The organism is Phaeobacter italicus (assembly GCF_001258055.1).
In the GTDB taxonomy this organism is placed as follows: Bacteria; Pseudomonadota; Alphaproteobacteria; order Rhodobacterales; family Rhodobacteraceae; genus Phaeobacter; species Phaeobacter italicus.
The window spans coordinates 159,172-177,989 of record NZ_CVRM01000032.1 but is presented as its reverse complement, the minus strand read 5'-3'; the positions used below and the strand labels follow the sequence as shown (position 1 = coordinate 177,989).

The 18,818-nt window shown below is 58.0% G+C and carries 18 protein-coding genes; 7 read left to right on the top strand and 11 right to left on the bottom strand.

Features of this window, described 5'->3' with window-relative positions; translation table 11 throughout:
- Positions 1-180 precede the first annotated feature (180 nt).
- The 3 genes from NIT7645_RS14440 to hslO are packed head-to-tail and all read right to left on the bottom strand — an operon-like array spanning position 181 to position 2,919.
- Positions 181-1,332, bottom strand: coding sequence for a CCA tRNA nucleotidyltransferase (locus NIT7645_RS14440; protein ID WP_050687354.1), 1,152 nt, complete (start codon positions 1,330-1,332; stop codon positions 181-183).
- The gene (locus NIT7645_RS14435; protein ID WP_008559260.1) at positions 1,329-1,925 is read right to left on the bottom strand and encodes a CoA pyrophosphatase; all 597 of its coding nucleotides are present in this window, start codon (positions 1,923-1,925) and stop codon (positions 1,329-1,331) included. Before NIT7645_RS14435 ends, NIT7645_RS14440 begins: the two co-directional genes overlap by 4 nt.
- Positions 1,918-2,919, bottom strand: a complete 1,002-nt coding sequence (gene hslO / locus NIT7645_RS14430; protein WP_008562919.1) for an Hsp33 family molecular chaperone HslO — start codon at positions 2,917-2,919, stop codon at positions 1,918-1,920. The genes NIT7645_RS14435 and hslO overlap by 8 nt, the downstream gene beginning before the upstream one ends.
- Positions 2,920-2,997: 78 nt before the next feature.
- Here hslO and NIT7645_RS14425 point away from each other — a divergent pair, with 78 nt between their 5' ends.
- Positions 2,998-3,444, top strand: coding sequence for an NUDIX hydrolase (locus NIT7645_RS14425; protein ID WP_008561807.1), 447 nt, complete (start codon positions 2,998-3,000; stop codon positions 3,442-3,444).
- An 87-nt stretch (positions 3,445-3,531) separates the two neighbouring features.
- Here NIT7645_RS14425 and NIT7645_RS14420 read toward each other — a convergent pair whose 3' ends face one another.
- Complete coding sequence (locus NIT7645_RS14420; RefSeq protein ID WP_008561399.1) at positions 3,532-4,803, bottom strand: PP2C family protein-serine/threonine phosphatase; 1,272 nt, start codon at positions 4,801-4,803, stop codon at positions 3,532-3,534.
- 176 nt (positions 4,804-4,979) lie between these two features.
- Here NIT7645_RS14420 and NIT7645_RS14415 point away from each other — a divergent pair, with 176 nt between their 5' ends.
- Positions 4,980-5,303 carry an Hpt domain-containing protein gene (locus NIT7645_RS14415; protein WP_008562900.1) on the top strand — a complete coding sequence of 108 codons (324 nt, stop codon included), beginning with the start codon at positions 4,980-4,982 and terminating at the stop codon, positions 5,301-5,303.
- Positions 5,304-5,324: 21 nt separating this feature from the next.
- Here the strand turns inward: NIT7645_RS14415 and ilvA are convergent, their stop codons facing one another.
- Together ilvA and NIT7645_RS14405 are read right to left on the bottom strand one after the other, a co-directional pair.
- Positions 5,325-6,551 carry a threonine ammonia-lyase IlvA gene (gene ilvA / locus NIT7645_RS14410; protein WP_046211467.1) on the bottom strand — a complete coding sequence of 409 codons (1,227 nt, stop codon included), beginning with the start codon at positions 6,549-6,551 and terminating at the stop codon, positions 5,325-5,327.
- 72 nt (positions 6,552-6,623) lie between these two features.
- Positions 6,624-7,379: a hypothetical protein gene (locus NIT7645_RS14405; RefSeq protein ID WP_242656110.1), complete on the bottom strand. Its 756-nt coding sequence runs from the start codon at positions 7,377-7,379 to the stop codon at positions 6,624-6,626.
- 131 nt (positions 7,380-7,510) lie between these two features.
- Here NIT7645_RS14405 and NIT7645_RS14400 point away from each other — a divergent pair, with 131 nt between their 5' ends.
- From NIT7645_RS14400 to NIT7645_RS14390, 3 genes are all read left to right on the top strand, one after another.
- A complete protein-coding gene (locus NIT7645_RS14400) occupies positions 7,511-8,737 on the top strand; it encodes an argininosuccinate synthase (RefSeq protein ID WP_008559277.1) in 1,227 nt (408 codons plus the stop codon).
- Positions 8,734-9,192, top strand: coding sequence for a DUF1810 domain-containing protein (locus tag NIT7645_RS14395; RefSeq protein WP_050687352.1), 459 nt, complete (start codon positions 8,734-8,736; stop codon positions 9,190-9,192). Before NIT7645_RS14400 ends, NIT7645_RS14395 begins: the two co-directional genes overlap by 4 nt.
- A gap of 153 nt (positions 9,193-9,345) precedes the next feature.
- Complete coding sequence (locus NIT7645_RS14390; protein ID WP_008560213.1) at positions 9,346-9,630, top strand: SCP2 sterol-binding domain-containing protein; 285 nt, start codon at positions 9,346-9,348, stop codon at positions 9,628-9,630.
- Between the two features lie 73 nt (positions 9,631-9,703).
- Here NIT7645_RS14390 and NIT7645_RS14385 read toward each other — a convergent pair whose 3' ends face one another.
- Together NIT7645_RS14385 and NIT7645_RS14380 are read right to left on the bottom strand one after the other, a co-directional pair.
- Positions 9,704-10,417 (bottom strand): sulfotransferase-like domain-containing protein, encoded by a 714-nt coding sequence (locus NIT7645_RS14385; protein WP_050687350.1) that lies wholly within the window; start codon positions 10,415-10,417, stop codon positions 9,704-9,706.
- Positions 10,417-11,325: a D-amino acid aminotransferase gene (locus tag NIT7645_RS14380; protein ID WP_050687347.1), complete on the bottom strand. Its 909-nt coding sequence runs from the start codon at positions 11,323-11,325 to the stop codon at positions 10,417-10,419. The genes NIT7645_RS14385 and NIT7645_RS14380 overlap by 1 nt, the downstream gene beginning before the upstream one ends.
- A gap of 152 nt (positions 11,326-11,477) precedes the next feature.
- Here NIT7645_RS14380 and msrA point away from each other — a divergent pair, with 152 nt between their 5' ends.
- Entirely contained in the window at positions 11,478-12,143 is a 666-nt protein-coding gene (msrA, locus tag NIT7645_RS14375; RefSeq protein ID WP_037303022.1) for a peptide-methionine (S)-S-oxide reductase MsrA, read from the top strand.
- A gap of 80 nt (positions 12,144-12,223) precedes the next feature.
- Here msrA and NIT7645_RS14370 read toward each other — a convergent pair whose 3' ends face one another.
- Positions 12,224-13,096, bottom strand: a complete 873-nt coding sequence (locus NIT7645_RS14370; RefSeq protein WP_050687345.1) for a ribokinase — start codon at positions 13,094-13,096, stop codon at positions 12,224-12,226.
- Positions 13,097-13,100: 4 nt separating this feature from the next.
- Positions 13,101-15,356, bottom strand: a complete 2,256-nt coding sequence (locus tag NIT7645_RS14365; protein WP_008560909.1) for an NADP-dependent malic enzyme — start codon at positions 15,354-15,356, stop codon at positions 13,101-13,103.
- 160 nt (positions 15,357-15,516) lie between these two features.
- Between NIT7645_RS14365 and mutS the strand changes: the two genes are divergently transcribed.
- The gene (gene mutS, locus NIT7645_RS14360; RefSeq protein ID WP_173644440.1) at positions 15,517-18,135 is read left to right on the top strand and encodes a DNA mismatch repair protein MutS; all 2,619 of its coding nucleotides are present in this window, start codon (positions 15,517-15,519) and stop codon (positions 18,133-18,135) included.
- A gap of 113 nt (positions 18,136-18,248) precedes the next feature.
- On the opposite strand, the gene NIT7645_RS14355 is transcribed toward mutS, so the two are convergent.
- A complete protein-coding gene (locus tag NIT7645_RS14355) occupies positions 18,249-18,812 on the bottom strand; it encodes a nucleotide exchange factor GrpE (RefSeq protein WP_008559732.1) in 564 nt (187 codons plus the stop codon).
- Positions 18,813-18,818: the final 6 nt, after the last annotated feature.

Genomic DNA, 18,818 nt, shown 5'->3' with positions numbered 1-18,818 from the left:
CAAAACTAGGCCATCGAAATGGCCTACCGACTGCGTCGGACAGGGGTGGACGTCAGCCGTGCCAGATCCCGTGATACATGAGTATTCCTCCCGTGTTGGTCCCATAGAGGTAGGAAAGATTGCTCCGCATGTCACGGATTAAATTACCCCAAGGTTGAACACCACACGCCCGGCAGAGGATTAAAGGCGTTTGAGGAGCGTGTCTTTGTCCAGAGAAAAGCCCGACGCGATCCAATCGGATTTCAGCCGTTTCAGCGCCACCCCCAACGCGGGGCCCTGCACATCGGGCATCAGATCCTGTGCTGTCAGCGGAAAAACCGCCTGCGCGCCCGCGTTCAGTTCAGTCTCTAACATGGGGGGAAGCGGCATCTCTAACAAAGCCGACCGCAGCAGCATGACATCACGGGCAACTGACTGATCATACATATAGGCAAGCGCTGCCGGTGCGGTCGGTCCTGTCGCCTCTGTCCGCAGCAACTGGACCATATTGGCCTGCGCCTTGCTTAGCCTCAGCGCCTCGCGCGGATCTTCGCCACCTAGTGCCGCCAACCTGCGCATCGGCTCCGGCGGCATCCCCGCCTCAAGGTGGATGAGCGGTGCAAGCGCCCGGTCATCACTTCCCGGCAGAATCACAGACAGCAACCCAATCTGCCGCATCACGGCAATCGCAGGCGCTGGATCCGGCGCGGCAAGGAGTTTGACCAATTCCTGGCCTACCCGCTCTCGAGAAAGGGACGGAATACCGTCAAGGTTGCCCGCAATCGCCGACAGGGCATCAGGGTCAAACCCCAGATCAGCATTGCCGTACCAAGCATGAAACCGGAAATACCGAAGCGAACGCAAGTAATCCTCACGGATCCGGTTTTCCGCAGTACCAATAAATCTGACCCGGCGCGCCATGAGGTCCGGCAACCCGTCGAGAGGGTCAACCACCTCGCCATCTGGGCGCGCATAGAGCGCATTCATGGTGAAATCCCGGCGCGCGGCGTCTTCCTTGATACAATCGGAAAAGGCAACGACCGCCCGGCGACCATCCGTTGCGACATCCCGCCGAAAGGTCGTGATTTCATAGGGCACTGATTTATGCACGAGCGTCACAGTGCCATGATCAATGCCTGTCGGAATGGCCCGGATACCTGCGGTCTCTGCCAGATCAATCACCCGCTCTGGCCGCATGTTGGTACACAAGTCGAGGTCGGAGGCCCCCGCCCCCAACAGCGCGTTTCGCACACAGCCGCCAACGAAATACACATCCGCGCCGCCGTCTTTCAGCACCTTGCAGACGTGCTGCGTGTCCGGATCCTCCAACCAGTCTGTCCGCAGTATCGTCATCTTTGCATCCGTTCAGCCAACCCACGCAGCATCCGCGCCGTTGCACCCCAAATGTAATAGGGACCATACGGCACTGCGAAGTAATGCCGCCGAACACCCCGCCAGCGGCGAGACTGAACCTGGTAATTCCCGGGATCCAGCAGATGCGACAGGGGAACACTGAAAACTTCAGCAACTTCCCCCGCCTCTGGGCGGATCTCAAAAGGGCGGTCGATCAGGGCCACCACAGGCGTAACCTGAAACCCCGTAACGGTTTCATGCTGCGGAAGACTGCCCAGTATGCGGGGCAATTCCCGTGGCAGGCCGATTTCCTCCCACGCCTCTCGCAGCGCGGCATCCGCGACGGTTGCATCCGCCGCATCCTGTTTGCCACCGGCAAAGGCGATCTGTCCGGGATGATGCTTCAGCGCTGAAGAACGCTTTGTCAGAATGACCTGTGGGGCCTCCTGATAGGTGCTGACCGCAACAAGAACGCCCGCCGGTCGCAATTTGCGATCGGCAGGCAGGGTAACATCGGGGTTGAGATCAAAGTCAGACGACCCATCCCCCACCGCGCCCAGCGCTGCGGTCAGCTGTTGCTCCAGATCAGGCACTGTCGCCCTGATCTGCGTCACTTGTCTTGCCCTCAAACCCCAACTCTGCAGGATCAAGGTCATAGTGGGCGCTACAGAACTGGCAGTCCGCGGTCACGCGTCCCTCATCATTCACCATGGTGCCGATCTCTTTGGCTGAATAGATCGACAGGCTTTGGCGCACGCGTTCTTCGGAACAGGTACAGCCAAATTTGACCGGCTGGGTGTCATAGACGCGCGGTTGTTCCTCGTGAAACAATCGCAGCAGCAGATCGGTGGGAGACACCGAAGGGCCAATCAGCTCCAGATCTTCAACCGTCGCCAAAAGGTGCATGACCCGGTTCCAGTTCTCGCCCTCTTCACCACTGATGAGATCCTCGGCTGTCAGGGCGTCACCATTGCCCTCACCGTCAGCCACAAATGGCGAGGCTTTCGGCATCTGCTGCAGCATGATGCCGCCCGCGCGCCAGTGTTCCGGTGTGCCGGGTTCAGACGACCGCCCAAAGCTGAGAGAAAAGCGGGTCGGCAGCTGTTCAGACTGAGCAAAATAGGCTTCGGCACAGGCCGCGAGCGACCCTCCCGCCAACGGGGTGATCCCCTGGTAGGGTTTCATGCCCTCACCCTGGTCAATCAGGATCGCAAAATAACCGCTACCAACCTGATCGAAAGGCGCGCCATCGGTCAGTCGGCTTTCGTCATAGCTGGCATAGGCACGGATCCGCGCGGGCTCACCTTCTTTTTCGGGGGCGTAATAGTCGGTGGCAATCATCCGCACTGGTCCGTTCGACTGCACCTGCAGTGACAGTTTCCATTGCAGCTTGACCGTCTGGCCGATCAAAGCGGTCAACAGCGCCATTTCGGCGACAAGCGCCTCAACGACCTGAGGATAGTTATGTTGTTTCAGGATACCGTCGAGCACGCCATCCAGCCGCGCAACACGGCCGCGCATGTCCGAAATATCAAGCTGGAAGGGCAGGACGGTGTCGTCCCACGCGATTTTCGATACGAGTGTCATGGGGTTTCCTTACGCGCCGGGGATTGGCATATCGGCCCTATATAAGGTTTACATCATTAGAGTGAAGGGGTCAGTGTTTTGATCAGACGATTTGGAGAAATCCCGGACACATCGCGCAAGTACATCCGACGTCCCGGCGTTTATGCGTTGCTACCGCGTGACGGGCAGTTGCTGGTCACCTGTCAGACCGATCCCTATCCGGACATTCAGTTGCCTGGCGGCGGTATCGACCCCGGAGAATCCCCCATACCCGCCCTGCATCGCGAAGTGATGGAAGAGACCGGCTGGACCATTGGCACCCCGCGCAGGCTCGGAGCGTTCCGCCGATTTGCCTATATGCCTGAATATGATCTCTGGGCAGAAAAGCTCTGTCATATCTACATCGCCCGTCCGGCCCGGCAGATGGGGCCACCAACAGAAGCGCTGCACGAGGCGATGTGGATCACGCCTGACCTGGCGATGGACATCCTGGGAAATGCCGGTGACCGTCATTTTGCCAGCCTGCTGGCGAATGCCCTCACCTGAGGATCAAAGCCTTACGTTCAAATACAAAAACGGGCCTCCTGAACGTCAGGGGACCCACAGCACGGATCAGAATTTAAGAAATCCCGGTTACGGGCCTTCGTATTCGAACAGAGTCGCGGAAACGTCATCTTCCAGACCGAACTCGGGCGACATGACTTGCGTCAGGTTCCAGTACAGATCGTCCAAGAACTCCTGTCCGGTCTGGTTGGAGTTGCATTTGCCAATCAGATCTACCAGCCCCTCAGACTCCAGCATCTCGCCGTTTTCCAGCCGTGCCTCAGTAAAGCCATCGGAGTAAAGCAGCAGCCTATCGCCCTTCTCCATCACCACCTCTTCTTGCGAGTAGGTGATATCAGGAACCAAACCGACGGGAACGCCACCCTTGCCGATAAACTCAGTGGTGCCATCCTTGCGGATCAGCAAAGGATGAGGGTGGCCTGCCTGCACCATCTTGAGGATCCCGCTGCGCAGATCGACGATGCAATACGCCATGGTGAAATATTCTTCGATGCCTGTATCAGCGATCAGCCGGGCATTCAGCAGGCTTGCGACCTCCTCAGGCTGACGCAGCGCATAAAAGCGATTGAACCGCTTTTCCATCCCCACGTTCTGATCGAAATAGGTCGAAGACAGATACCCACCCAGTCGGGCGGTCATCATGGCCGAGGTAATGCCGTGACCGGACACGTCGACAGAATAGAAACCAACCCGGTTCACACCGGGTGAGAACATGCCAACCAGATCACCGCCGATATGCCCGCAGGGTTTCAACAGCAAGCTGACGGTGGAAGACCCAAAATCACGCGACAACTCAGGAACAAGCGATTCCTGGATTTTGCGTGCCTGCATCAGATCCTTGTCGATAGCATCATAGACGCGCTGCAGCTCGTCCAGCGTATCCGACACGATCCGGTTTTTCTCTGACAGTTCGCGCTGCATCCGAAGGATACGTTCGCCGGCAGAAATGCGGGCGCGCAGCTCATCAGAGCTGACCGGCTTGGTCAGGAAATCATCTGCCCCCGCATCGAGCCCCTCTGCGACTTCGTTCTTTTCTGATTTCGACGTCAGCAGGATAAAATAGCTATAATTGTCTTTAGATTGTTCCCGGAAGGCGCGGCAAAATTCCAGCCCGTTCATCCCCGGCATCATCCAGTCACTGAGAATCAGGTCAGGTGGATCCGCCAGGCAGATCTCCATCGCGGCCTCACCACTCTCGGCCTCCACGACTTCAAAACCCCATTTTTTGAGGGAAGCAACGAGGATACGTCGCTGCAAGCGGCTGTCATCGACCACCAGAACACGGCGGATCGATGAATCTTGCCCATCTTGGCTTATCTCGATCGAACTATCTGGCAACACCGAGTGAACCCCACAAAAAACGGCGCGAAATACCTTATACACCTGCGACTATCGCGCATTCCACTTAACAGGAGGTGAAGTTTAGCTAAGATGCCCCTATCCTCCCGTTCACCTGTAATTTACTGATTTATAGGTAAAGCAATCGTAAAACGCGATGTCAAAACAAGGTTTATACAATGATTGATTGGTCACGTGTCAAAGAGCTCCAGGATGAAGTCGGGGCAGAAGACTTCGGCGAAGTTGTAGAGATCTTTCTGGAAGAAGTCGAAGGTGTAATCGAAAAACTTGAAACCACTGACCGGTCCGGGTTGGAGCAGGATCTGCACTTCCTGAAAGGCAGCGCACTCAACCTCGGCTTTGAGCACTTCTCCTCCCTATGCCAGGAAGGCGAGCGCATGTCGGCGCAGGGTCAGGCGGCTGCCGTCAATGTCCCTGAAATCATCGCAAGCTATCAGGGCTCCAAAACAGAGTTTCTGCGCGATCAGGCCAGCCACCTCTGATTTCACGACGGCACGGGTTCGTCAGATCACGAACTGTGCCAGCGTCTCATCCTTGGTGATATCCGTATAGGCAAAGCCCGCCGCGTCCAGGCGGGCATAGAGATCCGCGAAATTCTCTGGCTGCTTGGTTTCAATCCCGATCAGCACAGAGCCGAAATTACGGGCGGATTTTTTCATGTATTCAAAACGGGCGATGTCGTCATCCGGGCCCAGAATCCCCAAGAACTCCTTCAAGGCGCCGGGACGCTGCGGCAGACGCAGCAGAAAGTACTTCTTCAGGCCCATGTAGCGCTGCGCACGTTCCTTGACCTCTGGCAGACGCTCGAAATCGAAATTCCCCCCCGAGGTCAGGCAAACCACCGTCTTGCCGCGAATCCAGGACCGCACATCCTTGAGCGCTTCGATCGCCAGCGCCCCCGCAGGTTCCAGAACAACGCCTTCAACGTTGAGCATTTCCAGCATGGTGGTGCAGATGCGATCCTCATCAATCGACAAAACGTCCGGCAAAGGGACATCCTTGAGGATCTCAAAGGGTTGCGCGCCAATCCGACCCACCGCAGCCCCATCCACAAAGGTATCGACATGATCAAGCGCAACTGGCGCACCCGAAGCCAGGGCTGCCCGCAGGCAGGCCCCTCCGGAGGGTTCCGCAAACAGGCAGTGGACCCGATCACCAAACCAGCGCTTCACACCAGACGACATGCCGCCGCCACCAACAGGCAGGATCACGTGATCCGGCGCATGACCCAACTGGGCTTCGATTTCCACCGCGATAGAGGATTGCCCCTCGATCACGTCCGCATCGTCAAAGGGAGACAGGAAATGACCGCCCTCTTCTGCGCACCATTGCTGCGCCGCGGCCAGCGTGTCGTCAAAATAGTCTCCGACCAAATGAATCTCGACGCTATCACCGCCAAACATGCGGGTCTTCTGAATCTTCTGCTGGGGGGTTGTCACCGGCATGAAAATCACACCCCGCTTGCCCAGCTCCCGGCACATATAGGCCATGCCCTGCGCATGATTCCCGGCCGACGCACAGACGAAGAGATCCTGATCCGGCTGTTTGCGCATCGCGTTGAACGCGCCTCGGATCTTGTAGGAGCGCACAGGGCTCAGATCCTCGCGTTTCAGATAAATCTCCGCACCGAACCGGTCTGACAGCAACGCATTTCGTTGCAGCGGTGTTGTGGGAAACACATCGCGCATGGCCTGTTCTGCAGCGCGGGCCTGGGTCGAAAAATCACTCATATCACTTGAGTGACCCAACCCCGCCCCCAAGACAAGGGGGCAAGGTCAAAGCATACTGAAGAATACCGCCGATCAGATCGGCCGTTTCTCGACGTAGTAGCCGTAAAGCGTGGTGAGAGCGCTGATATTCAAGACCGCAAGCACAACAGAGAAGGCTATGTCAAGAACCATCGCGATAAGCACAGCATCAGCCACAAGGAACAGGATCAGTTCGGCCACGAGCTGCAGACCAAAAAGACAAACACCGAGCACGAACAACGTACCAAATGCACCGGTCGTCAGTGCCGATGACTCGCTCACACCAATAGGTTTTCCAAGCGCCGCCGCCGGCAGGACCAAGGCAAACCTGAACATGAATATCGCAATCAGCCCGCCAGCGGCCAACAACAGGTACAGGCCAACCATCCCGAAACTCTGGACGAATGCAGGCCCGATAAATGCCAAGACAGAGTAGAACAGAATTCCGATTAAAAACAGCTTGATCAGACCCAAGATATAGTTGCCCATCTCCGCCTTGTGCAAAGCTGGAATCCACCCCTGCGGATGTTCTTCCAGTAGGACGTAGCGATGCCAGGCCACCACGGTCCACGCGCCAATCAGTCCAATCACCAGCCACAGTCCAACGATGCGCCAGAGAACTGAAAAGAACATGTCGCCGTCAAACCCTCGCGCCTGAAGTCCGACATCGCCAAGCAGGCCACCAATGGCCAAATAGGCGATCGCCAACGCTATCAGCGCGGGCACAAGAAAGATCCGCAGCAACTGTGGAATGTTGTGAAGAACCATGTTCACAGAGTGGATAAATAGCTTCCAGCCGATCACTGTCATCTTGCTCCAAATACTACGTCAGTCAATCATCGCGACCATAATGTCAAAGTCCCGGTTCCGATATGGGGAAAACCTTGCCCTTCCGGTAAAAACCGGATAGGCCGCTGGCGTTCTGATCAAGAGGAAATCCCATGTCCGCGCCCAAGAAAGTTGTGCTGGCCTACTCCGGCGGCCTTGATACATCGATCATCCTGAAATGGCTGCAGACCGAATACGGCTGCGAGGTTGTCACCTTTACGGCCGATCTCGGCCAGGGCGAGGAACTGGACCCGGCCCGCAAAAAGGCAGAGATGCTCGGGATCAAACCCGAAAACATCTACATCGAAGACGTCCGCGAAGAATTTGTGCGCGATTTCGTATTCCCGATGTTCCGTGGCAACGCTCTTTACGAGGGCGAGTATCTGCTCGGCACCTCCATTGCGCGCCCGCTGATCTCCAAACGTCTGGTGGAAATCGCTGCTGAAACCGGTGCTGACGCTGTTGCACACGGTGCCACCGGCAAGGGCAACGACCAGGTGCGTTTCGAACTGGCCGCCTATGCGCTGAACCCCGACATCAAGGTCATCGCCCCCTGGCGCGAATGGGATCTCTCCAGCCGGACCAAGCTGATCGAGTTTGCTGAACAACATCAGATTCCGATCGCCAAGGACAAGCGCGGCGAAGCGCCCTTCTCGGTTGATGCAAACCTCCTGCACACCTCGTCCGAGGGCAAGGTCCTGGAAGACCCCGCAGAACAGGCACCGGATTACGTCTACCAGCGCACCGTCAACCCCGAGGACGCACCGGACACCCCCGAAATCATCACCGTTGGCTTTGAAAAAGGCGACGCCGTATCGATCAACGGCGAGGCAATGAGCCCCGCAACCATTCTGACGGCTCTGAATGAATACGGTCGCAAGCATGGCATCGGCCGTCTTGATTTCGTGGAAAATCGCTTTGTCGGCATGAAGTCCCGCGGCATCTACGAAACGCCCGGTGGCACCATCCTTCTGCAGGCGCACCGTGGCATTGAACAGATCACTCTGGACAGTGGCGCAGGTCACCTGAAGGATTCGATCATGCCGCGCTATGCAGAGCTGATCTACAACGGTTTCTGGTACAGCCCGGAACGTGAGATGCTGCAGGCGCTGATCGACAAGAGCCAAGAGCATGTAACCGGCACCGTCACCCTGAAGCTCTACAAGGGCTCTGTCTTTGTGGTGGCGCGCGATTCCGAACATTCGCTCTACTCCGAGGCACATGTGACCTTCGAAGAAGATGCAGGCGCCTATAACCAGGAAGACGCCGCTGGCTTCATCCAGCTGAACGCGCTGCGCCTGAAGCTTCTGGCTGCTCGTGACCGTCGCCTGAAAAAATGAGCGACTACGACGATATCGACAGCGACTTCGAAGACGATTTCGCAGAAGAGCTCGAGATGTTCGTCGAGGCTCAGGACACCGTCTGGGCGGATGTTCTGAGTGAACTGAAAAACGGTAAAAAGACGAGCCACTGGATGTGGTTCGTCTTTCCCCAACTGGCCGAACTCGGCCAATCGCATATGGCGCAGCTCTACGGTATCGAAGACCTGGCCGAAGCCAAAGCCTACCTTGAACACGAACTATTGCGCACCCGTCTGGTTGAGGTCAGCGACCTGATGCTGTCTCACGCAGACAAAGGGGCCGATGCCATCCTTGGCAACACGGATGCAAAAAAGCTGCGCTCTTCCATGACGTTGTTCGCAGCCGTCCCTGACGCCCCAAGGCAATTCTCGACAATTCTTGCAACCTTCTATGATGGCAAGCCCTGTCCACTGACACTCAAAGCCCTGGCCTGATCAGCTGCGCCCCCCTCTGCGCAGTCCCTCCGATCCGCTCTGGTGCCAGTAACGGCGCGTTTTTGGCAGCCTCCCCTTGGGTCACCCTTGCCCGACAGTCTCCGCCTGCCTAACCCTCGGCGTCATGCAGATGGCACATCCGGGGGAGGACACATGCCACTTCAATCATTGGCCAATGGCATTCAGGACGGGCTCCAAGGCAAGAGCTTTGACGGCAGCCTGAAATTCGACTGTGGCAACGACGGCGTGATTGTCCTTGCCGATGGCACGGCCAGCACAACGGATCGCGACACCGATTGCACCATTCGCATCAGCACCGATAACCTGAAAAAACTGCTGACCGGAAAACTCAACCCTATGACAGGTGTCATGATGGGCAAGTTGAAAATCTCTGGCGACATGGGTGTCGCCATGAAACTAGGCAAGCTGATCGGCTGACCTGCCCGTCATCTTTCTCCAAATACTCCGGGGGTGAACGCCGCAGGCGTGAGGGGGCAGCGCCCCCTGCCTCTCAGATCTTGACGGCTTTCAGGCGCTCGTAAAACGGCAGGGCGTCTTCCAGCACCGACTGAAGATGCTCCGGCACCTCCGGCAGCGGCCCCTCAGGTCCAGCGAACCCCGTTGATTGCCAGACCGCGCCATACCAATGCGCGGCCCAAACACCGTCATCCTTGTGCCCTCCCTGCGGCCAGCTGAGCATTTTTGGCGAAAAGGGCACGCCAATCGCATCGCACAACTGTTCCAGTTTCCCAGCCGGATCCTCGCGAATGTCATGACTGTCGATCACAACGGGCTTCTGCCCCCAGCTTGCCACCAGATCAAACAGCTCTGCCTGCTGACGAAATCCGATATCCTCTAACGTCGGATTCTCCCGTTTCGCGCCGTAGGATGCGATAACACGGGCGGGATGGCGGATCAGAAAGACATTCGTCACCTCCCGCATCCAGTCCCGCGGCACACCATCAATCATGTGCTGCGTCATGTGCTTTTGATAGTAAAACGGCTTTGCTGCGGGAACCGGGCCCAATAGGGCTGCGGCGACTTTTTCCGGGTCCTGGGGCTGGCTGTCCAGCACCTCGGCCCGCATGGGATGATTCAGTCCCGTCATCGCCAGATAAGCCGCATAATACGGCTCATCCACAACCGCGCAGTCGCCCCGGTTGCCAAAGGCGTACATCATCGCCGTCGAGAGGTTGCGCGGCCCTGACCACATGGCAATTCGCATCAGGCACACTCCTGCGCGATCAGGTCCTTGTACAACCCTCGGATCCGCTCTGTCATCGGACCCATCTGACCATCACCGATCTGCCGGCCGTCAATTTCTCCCACGGGCGTCTGCGCCCCAAACGTGCCCGTCAGAAACGCCTCGTCAGCGCCATATGTATCGACAAGGGAATAATTCCGTTCAAACACCGGGATATCGTTGGCACGACACAGATCGATCACCTTTTGCCGGGTGATCCCGTTCATGCAGTAATCACCGGTCGAGGTCCAAACTTCCCCCTTGCGGACGATGAAGAAGTTACAGGCGTTGGTCGTATTCACAAACCCATTCACATCCAGCATCAGACCTTCATCAGCACCGGCTTTCTCAGCGGCGATACAGGCAAGAATGCAGTTCAGTTTGGAGTGTGAGTTCAGCTTGGGATCCTGGGTCATCGGCAGGCCCCGCAGATGCGGCACCGTCGCAAGACGGATCGGCCGCGGCAGGTTCGGGCGGGAATGTTCCATGATAATGGTGAAAGTCGGCCCCTGCTGCGACAGCAAAGGATGTTGGAAGGGCCGCGTTTTCACACCCCGCGTCACCATCAGCCGGGCATGGGCATCTGTGGTCATGTTGTTCGCGGCCTGCGTGTCCAGGATCGCCTGCATTACCTCGTCCCGGCTCTTGCCGATATCCAGATCAATCGCCTTGGCCGCTTCAAACAGCCGGTCCAGATGCTCCCCCACAAACGCCCAGGTTCCATTGTAGAGCCTCAGGCCCTCCCAGACTCCATCACCAAGCATGAAACCGCTGTCATAGACACTGACTTTCGCTTCTGCCTTGGGGACGATTTCGCCGTTCAGATAGATCAGGATGTCTTCGTTCCGCTGATCTTCCTGCGCCTGATGCGTGCTCATTTTTTCGCTCATGGGGTCCTCCTGTGGCGGCACGCTAGAAGGATTGGATCCAATTTCCAAGCGGTAACTTCCCCTCACCCATCCTCACCTATCCGTGACAAACGATGACACCGCATTGAGACTCGCGTCCCTTAGGGTCAGGGTAGCGTTGAATGGAGGACAAGATGCGTTCCAAAGATACCGTGAAACCGATTTTCCTGACCCTTTTCATGCTGCTCGCAGCCGCACTCAAGGGGCATGAGGCCCACGCACAGACCACAGAGACCCTGACTGTCGCAGGCGGGTGTTTCTGGTGTGTAGAAAGCGACTTCGAAGGCGTTGATGGCGTGCGCTCTGTTATTTCCGGCTACACTGGCGGCACAACCGAGTCCCCGACCTATAAACAGGTGACAGGCGGCGGCACCGGCCATTATGAGGCGGTCCAGATCCATTTTGATCCCACACAGGTCACCCGCGCACACCTGCTGAACCTCTTTCTGCGATCGGTTGACCCAACAGACCCTGGTGGTCAGTTCTGTGACCGTGGCGACAGCTACCGCACCGCCATATTCGTCTCTAACAAGGGCGAAAAGTCTCTTGCCGAAGCTGCAAAGGCTCAGGCGCAAGCGGATCTTGGGCAACCCATCGTGACCCCAATTCTGAACGCAGGCCGGTTTTATCCGGCAGAGGCCTATCACCAAGACTACTACAAGGGTACAAAACTGGTTTTCACCCGCTTTGGCCCGAAACGTCAGTCAGAGGCCTACAAACGCTATCGCGCAGCCTGCGGCCGTGATGCGCGCGTCGCGCAACTTTGGGGCGATGCCGCACCTTTTGCCAAAGGGCACTAAGAGCACCCGGAACAGTACCTGAAAGGGCGCGGTAAACCCGCGCCCTTTTTGGTGTGTTCATGTCTGGTTTTGGCTCTGCATCAGAACGTGGCGTCCTGGACCTCTTTCAGATCAGGGATCACATCTGCGGTCCCCTTGCGCGTTACCATCAGCGCCGCTGCACGGTTTGCCTGGGCCAACGCTTGCGCCATCGGCAACCCCCGATCCAACGAGGCAAGCACATAGCCCGTAAAGGTATCGCCTGCGCCGGTTGTATCCACTGGCGTCACCTTATGGGCCGCAACCTCCTGCATCGTGCCCGCCTTCGTGTCGTAGTGGCGCGCACCTTTTGACCCAAGGGTCACAATGACATCTGCCACGCCAAGCGCATCAGCTGTCTTGCCTGTCGCCTGCTGAAGCTGCTCTGCCTCGACCTCATTGAGAAACAGATAATCGAGATAGGGCAAAACAGCCTGCACCGCTTCAGCATTAAAGGGCGCCGCTGCATAGGCGACCTTCAGCCCCAGGTCCCGTCCCATCCGGGCCGCCTCGGCCTGCATGTTTGTTTCGTTCTGCATAACCAGAATGTCCCCGGCACTGGCACTGGACAAGGCGGCGCCAACCTGATCCTCGGTGATCTGACGGTTCGCGCCGGGAAACAGGATGATCTGGTTTTCACCGCTGGGATCAACAGCGATGATCGCGTGACCGGTCGGCACATCAAGCCGCGCGATATGGCGTGTATCCACGCCATATTCCAACATCCGCGTGACTGCCCAGGCCCCTTCGGGACCAATCGCCCCAAGGTGGCAGACATGACTGCCTGCGCGGGCGGCTGCGACCGACATATTCGCACCCTTCCCGCCCAGAAACTGCTCCAACCCATCCGCAGCGAGGGTTTCCCCCGGCTGCGGCATATGCGGCAGTGCATAGATCATGTCGGCATTGATAGAGCCCAGATTCCAGATTGCCATCAGTTCACCCGATATTGCAGGCGGCCAGAACCGCCATGTTCAGAATGTCATTTGCGGTCGACGTGGTAGAGCAGATCTGGATCGGCTTATCGACCCCTGACAAGATCGGGCCAACAACGGTCGCACCGCCCATTTCCTGCATCAGCTTGACCGAAATCGACGCTGAGTGGCGGGCTGGAACAATCAAAATATTGGCCGGACCGGTCAGGCGCTGGAACGGATATGCTTCCTGCGCCTTGGCATTCAATGCCACATCCACCGTCATCTCGCCTTCATATTCGAAATCAACGCCGCGCTGATCAAGCACGGTGGGCGCGATATGCATCTTTTCGGCCCGCTCAGATACCGGATACCCAAAGGTCGAGAAGCTGACAAAAGCCACGCGAGGCTCAAGCCCCATGTGGCGGGCAACACCGGCGGCATGTTCAGCAATGTTGGCCAGATCATTCTCATCAGGCCATTCGTGAACCAGCGTATCCCCGATCAACACGATACGGCCATTGTGCAGCAGCGCGGTCACGCCTGCAGATCCGTTATCGGCGTCGGCGTCAAAGACGTGGTTGATCCGATCCAGAACATGCGCCGACTTGCGGGTTGCACCAGTGACCAGACCATCCCCATGACCATGCGCCAGCATCAAGGCAGAAAACACGTGCCTGTCACGACCGACCAGGCGGTGAATGTCCTTTCGGTCAAACCCCTTGCGGTTCAGCCGGTTATAGAGAAAGTCCTTGTAGGTCTCGAAATGCTGGGTATTCGCAGCATTGACGATCTCCAGCTCGCGCACGGCATCCCCCATGCCGGCGGCGTCCAGTTTGCTGCGCACATCATCCGGACGCCCCACAACCAGCGCCTTACCAAAACCAGAGCGCTGATACATCACCGCCGCGCGCAGAACACGAGGATCATCTCCTTCGGCAAAAATCATCCGCGACTGCGCTGCCCGAGCACGGGCATTCAGGCCCCGCAGAACCGACTGCGTCGGATCCATCCGTCCCCGCAGACCATGTTCATAGGCATCCATATCGATGATTGGACGGCGTGCAACGCCAGTGTCCATTCCCGCCTTGGCAACGGCCGGCGGGATGCGATGGATCAGACGCGGGTCAAACGGGGTCGGGATGATGTAGTCCCGCCCAAAGGACAGGGATTTGCCATAGGCAAGCGCCACCTCATCCGGAACATCCTCACGCGCAAGACGCGCCAGCGCATGGGCACAGGCAATCTTCATCTCGTCGTTGATGGCGCGGGCATGGATATCCAGCGCCCCCCGGAACAAATAGGGAAAGCCCAGAACGTTGTTGACCTGGTTCGGATAATCCGACCGGCCGGTGGCCACGATGGCGTCAACGCGCACTTCATGCGCTTCTTCCGGGGTGATCTCCGGATCGGGGTTGGCCATGGCAAAGATCACCGGATTGTCGGCCATGGATTTCACCATGTCCTGCGTAACCGCCCCTTTGACCGAAACGCCAAGGAACACATCGGCATCCTTCATCGCCTCTTCCAGCGTGCGCAGCTCAGTCTTGACAGCATGGGCTGATTTCCACTGGTTCATACCCTCGGTACGGCCCTGGAAAATCACCCCTTTGGTGTCACAGACGATGCAGTTCTCATGCCGGGCGCCCATCGCTTTCAGCAATTCAATGCAGGCAATGCCGGCGGCCCCCGCACCATTGAGAACGATCTTCACATCCTCGATCTTCTTGCCGGAAATATGCAGCGCGTTGATCAAACCCGCCGCACAGATCACAGCAGTGCCGTGCTGGTCGTCATGGAAGACAGGAATATCCATCTCTTCCTTGAGACGCTGTTCAATGATGAAACATTCAGGCGCCTTGATATCCTCAAGATTGATGCCGCCAAACGTCGGACCCATCAAACGCACGGCTTTGATGAACTCATCCGGATCCTCGGTATCCAGCTCAATATCGATGGAATTCACATCGGCAAACCGCTTGAACAGGACAGATTTGCCCTCCATCACCGGCTTGGAGCCCAGCGCCCCCAAATTGCCAAGACCCAGAACAGCTGTCCCGTTGGAGATCACCGCAACCAGGTTGCCCTTGTTGGTGTAATCATAGGCTGTTTCGGGGTTTTCCGCGATCGCTTCGCAGGGGACGGCAACACCGGGGGAATAGGCAAGCGACAGATCGCGCTGCGTGGTCATGGGGACCGTCGCATTGATCTCCCATTTGCCGGGTGTTGGCTCCAGGTGGAAGGCAAGCGCCTCTTCGTTGGTAATCTTGGCTTTGGGCATCGGGGGTGGTGTCCTCTCTCTCTCCCAAGCGTCATAGCCCAGCGCGCGATCCTTCTCAACGAAGTTGCGTTTTCACCTTTCGTCGCAGTCGCCTGATTTGTAAGGTCGCGCCAATCAAATCCCCCACAAACGGAGCCGAACTTTGTCCACAGTCACGCCCATGATGGCCCAATACCTCGACATCAAGGCGCAGTACCCGGATGCTCTCTTGTTTTATCGCATGGGCGATTTCTACGAGATGTTCTTTGAGGACGCCGTAAACGCTGCCGAAGCACTGGACATCGCGCTGACCAAACGGGGCAAGCACGATGGCAATGACATCCCGATGTGTGGCGTGCCCGTTCATTCCGCCGAAGGCTATCTGCTGACCCTGATCCGAAAAGGATTTCGCGTCGCAGTTGGCGAGCAGCTGGAAAGCCCGGCTGAAGCCAAGAAACGCGGATCCAAATCGGTTGTGAAACGCGATGTGGTGCGGCTGGTCACCCCCGGCACCATCACCGAGGATTCCCTGCTGGAAGCCCGGCGGCACAACTTTCTCACGGCCTATTGCGAACTGCGCGATGAGGCGGCGATTGCCTGGGCAGATATTTCAACCGGTGCGTTCCACGTGATGCCTATCGCCCGCGTCCGTGTCTCACCCGAACTCGCCCGCCTCGCCCCGTCAGAGCTCTTGGTGCCGGACGGCCCCTGTCTCGACCAGCTGCGCCCGATCGCAGACGATCACCAGATCCCGCTCACACCACTCGCGAAATCCAGCTTTGACAGCACCGCAGCCGAGAAACGGGTCTGCGAGCTGTTCAAAGTGTCGACCCTCGAAGCGTTTGGCACCTTCAGCCGTGCTGAAATTTCCGCCATGGGTGCCGTGATCGACTATCTTGAGATCACCCAGAAAGGCAAACTGCCGCTGCTCCAGCCCCCAGTACAGGAAGCCGAAGACCGCGTGGTGCAGATCGATGCAGCCACCCGTCGCAATCTGGAACTGACCAGATCCCTTAGCGGGGGTCGGGCCGGCTCGCTGTTGTCGGTTGTGGATCGGACGGTCACACCGGCCGGCGCGCGGCTTTTGGAACAACGTCTCTCCAGCCCTTCCCGAAATCTGGATGTCATCCAGACCCGGCTGGCAGCCCTCGACTTTGCAGTAGAGCAGACCCAGCTCTCCTCTGATCTGCGCGCGGCGCTTCGCAAAACACCTGATCTTGATCGCGCGTTGTCGCGCCTCGCCCTGGAACGCGGTGGACCCCGCGATCTTGCAGCCGTGCGCAACACATTGATCCAGGCCGAGGCGATCTCTGACCTCTGCTCGGGTCAGAACATGCCGCCCCTTTTGCACGAGGCACTGACCGCGCTGACCGGTTTCGACGCGCTCCTGCCGCTACTTGATGCAGCCCTGATCGCAGAGCCACCACTCTTGGCCCGCGATGGCGGTTTCATCGCGGAAGGCTACGACAGCGAGTTGGACGAGGCCCGCACCCTGCGCGACGAAGGCCGATCCGTGATTGCAGCACTGCAAAAGAAATACTCTGATCACACCGGCATCACCTCATTGAAGATCAAGCACAACAACGTGCTGGGCTACTTCATCGAAACCACCGCCACACACGCTGAAAAAATGCTCTCTGCTCCTCTGTCAGAGACATATATCCACCGTCAGACCACGGCGAACCAGGTGCGTTTCACCACCGTAGAGCTGAGCGAGATCGAAACCCGGATCCTCAATGCTGGCAACCTTGCGCTTGAGATTGAAAAACGGCTCTACACAAGGCTTTCAGACGCTATTCTGGCCGAAGCGGGGGCTCTGAACGGGGCGGCGCGCGGATTGGCTGAACTGGATCTCGTTACGGCATTGGGTGATCTCGCCCGCGGTGAAAACTGGCAACGCCCGACTGTCGACAATTCCCGTGCCTTTGACATCACCGGTGGACGCCATCCAGTCGTGGAACAGGCGCTGCGCCAGCAGGGCGGCAACGCATTCGTGGCAAATGATTGTGGCTTGACCGCCAATGACGGTGCGGCCGCGGTCTGGCTGCTAACCGGTCCCAACATGGCTGGTAAATCGACCTTTCTGCGCCAGAACGCCCTGATCGCGCTTTTGGCTCAGATGGGCAGCTACGTTCCCGCCGACAAGGCCCATATCGGACTCATCAGCCAGCTTTTCAGCCGCGTTGGCGCCTCTGATGACCTTGCCCGCGGACGGTCGACCTTCATGGTCGAAATGGTGGAAACCGCTGCAATTCTCAATCAGGCAGATGATCGGGCCTTGGTTATTCTCGACGAGATCGGCCGTGGCACGGCCACCTACGACGGTCTGTCCATCGCTTGGGCAACGCTCGAACATCTGCACGAGGTCAACCGCGCGCGGGCCTTGTTTGCGACCCACTACCACGAACTGACCCAGCTCGCCGGCAAACTCGCCGGCGTGGAAAACGCCACCGTATCCGTCAAGGAATGGGAGGGCGAGGTGATCTTCCTGCACGAGGTCAAGAAGGGGGCCGCAGATCGATCCTACGGGGTGCAGGTCGCTCAGCTTGCCGGCCTCCCCGCCAGCGTCGTCGCCAGAGCGCGCGATGTGCTCGACATGCTGGAAGAAGGAAGCCGCAGCGGCGGCGGAAAAATCCAGATCGACGATTTGCCATTGTTTGCTGCCGCACCTGCGCCACAGCCTCGTCCGGCGGCAGGCCCCTCCCCCGTGGAAAAGCTGTTGTCGGAAATCCACCCGGATGACCTGTCCCCGCGCGAAGCCCTGGAAGCCCTGTACCGGCTCAAGGAAGCGATCGACTGATCCACGTTTGACACGAAAAAGCGGCCCCCCAATGATTTCGGGAGGCCGCCTGTCATCTTTCCATAAATACTCGCGCCGCAGGCATGGGCCATCAGGCCCATCTGCTACATCGATCAGCTTGCCGGGGTCGAGGACACGCCAACCTGCGCCGGGCGCAGCAAACGGTCGTGGAGCATGAACCCTTCGGCCGAAACCTGAATGATGTCGCCGGCTTTTGTGCCTGGCACCGGGGCTTCGAACATGGCCTCGTGAACCTGAGGGTCGAATTTGTCACCAACTTCCGGTGCGATCACCTGCATGCCGTGCTTTTCGAACACACCCAGCAGGGCGCGCATGGTCAGCTCGACACCTTCGATCAGCGCGGCAGAAACTTCGCGCTGTTCATCGGTGGCGGCCTCTACCGCGCGTTTCATGTTGTCATAGACCGGCAGCATGTCGCGTGCCAATTTGGAGCCACCGTATTGCTCTGCTTCACGGCGGGCCTTGTCGCCACGCTTGCGGGCATTTTCCGCATCGGCAAGCGCGCGCATGAAACGGTCTTTCAGCTCATCGCGCTCGGCACGCAGGCTGTCCAGCTCCAGCGCGACATCGTCGAATTCTTCAGTCTGCGCAGAGAGCTCTTCTGCTTCGGCTTCTGTGATGTCGTCCAAAAAATCGTCGTTCTTGGGCTCTGCCATATTTCA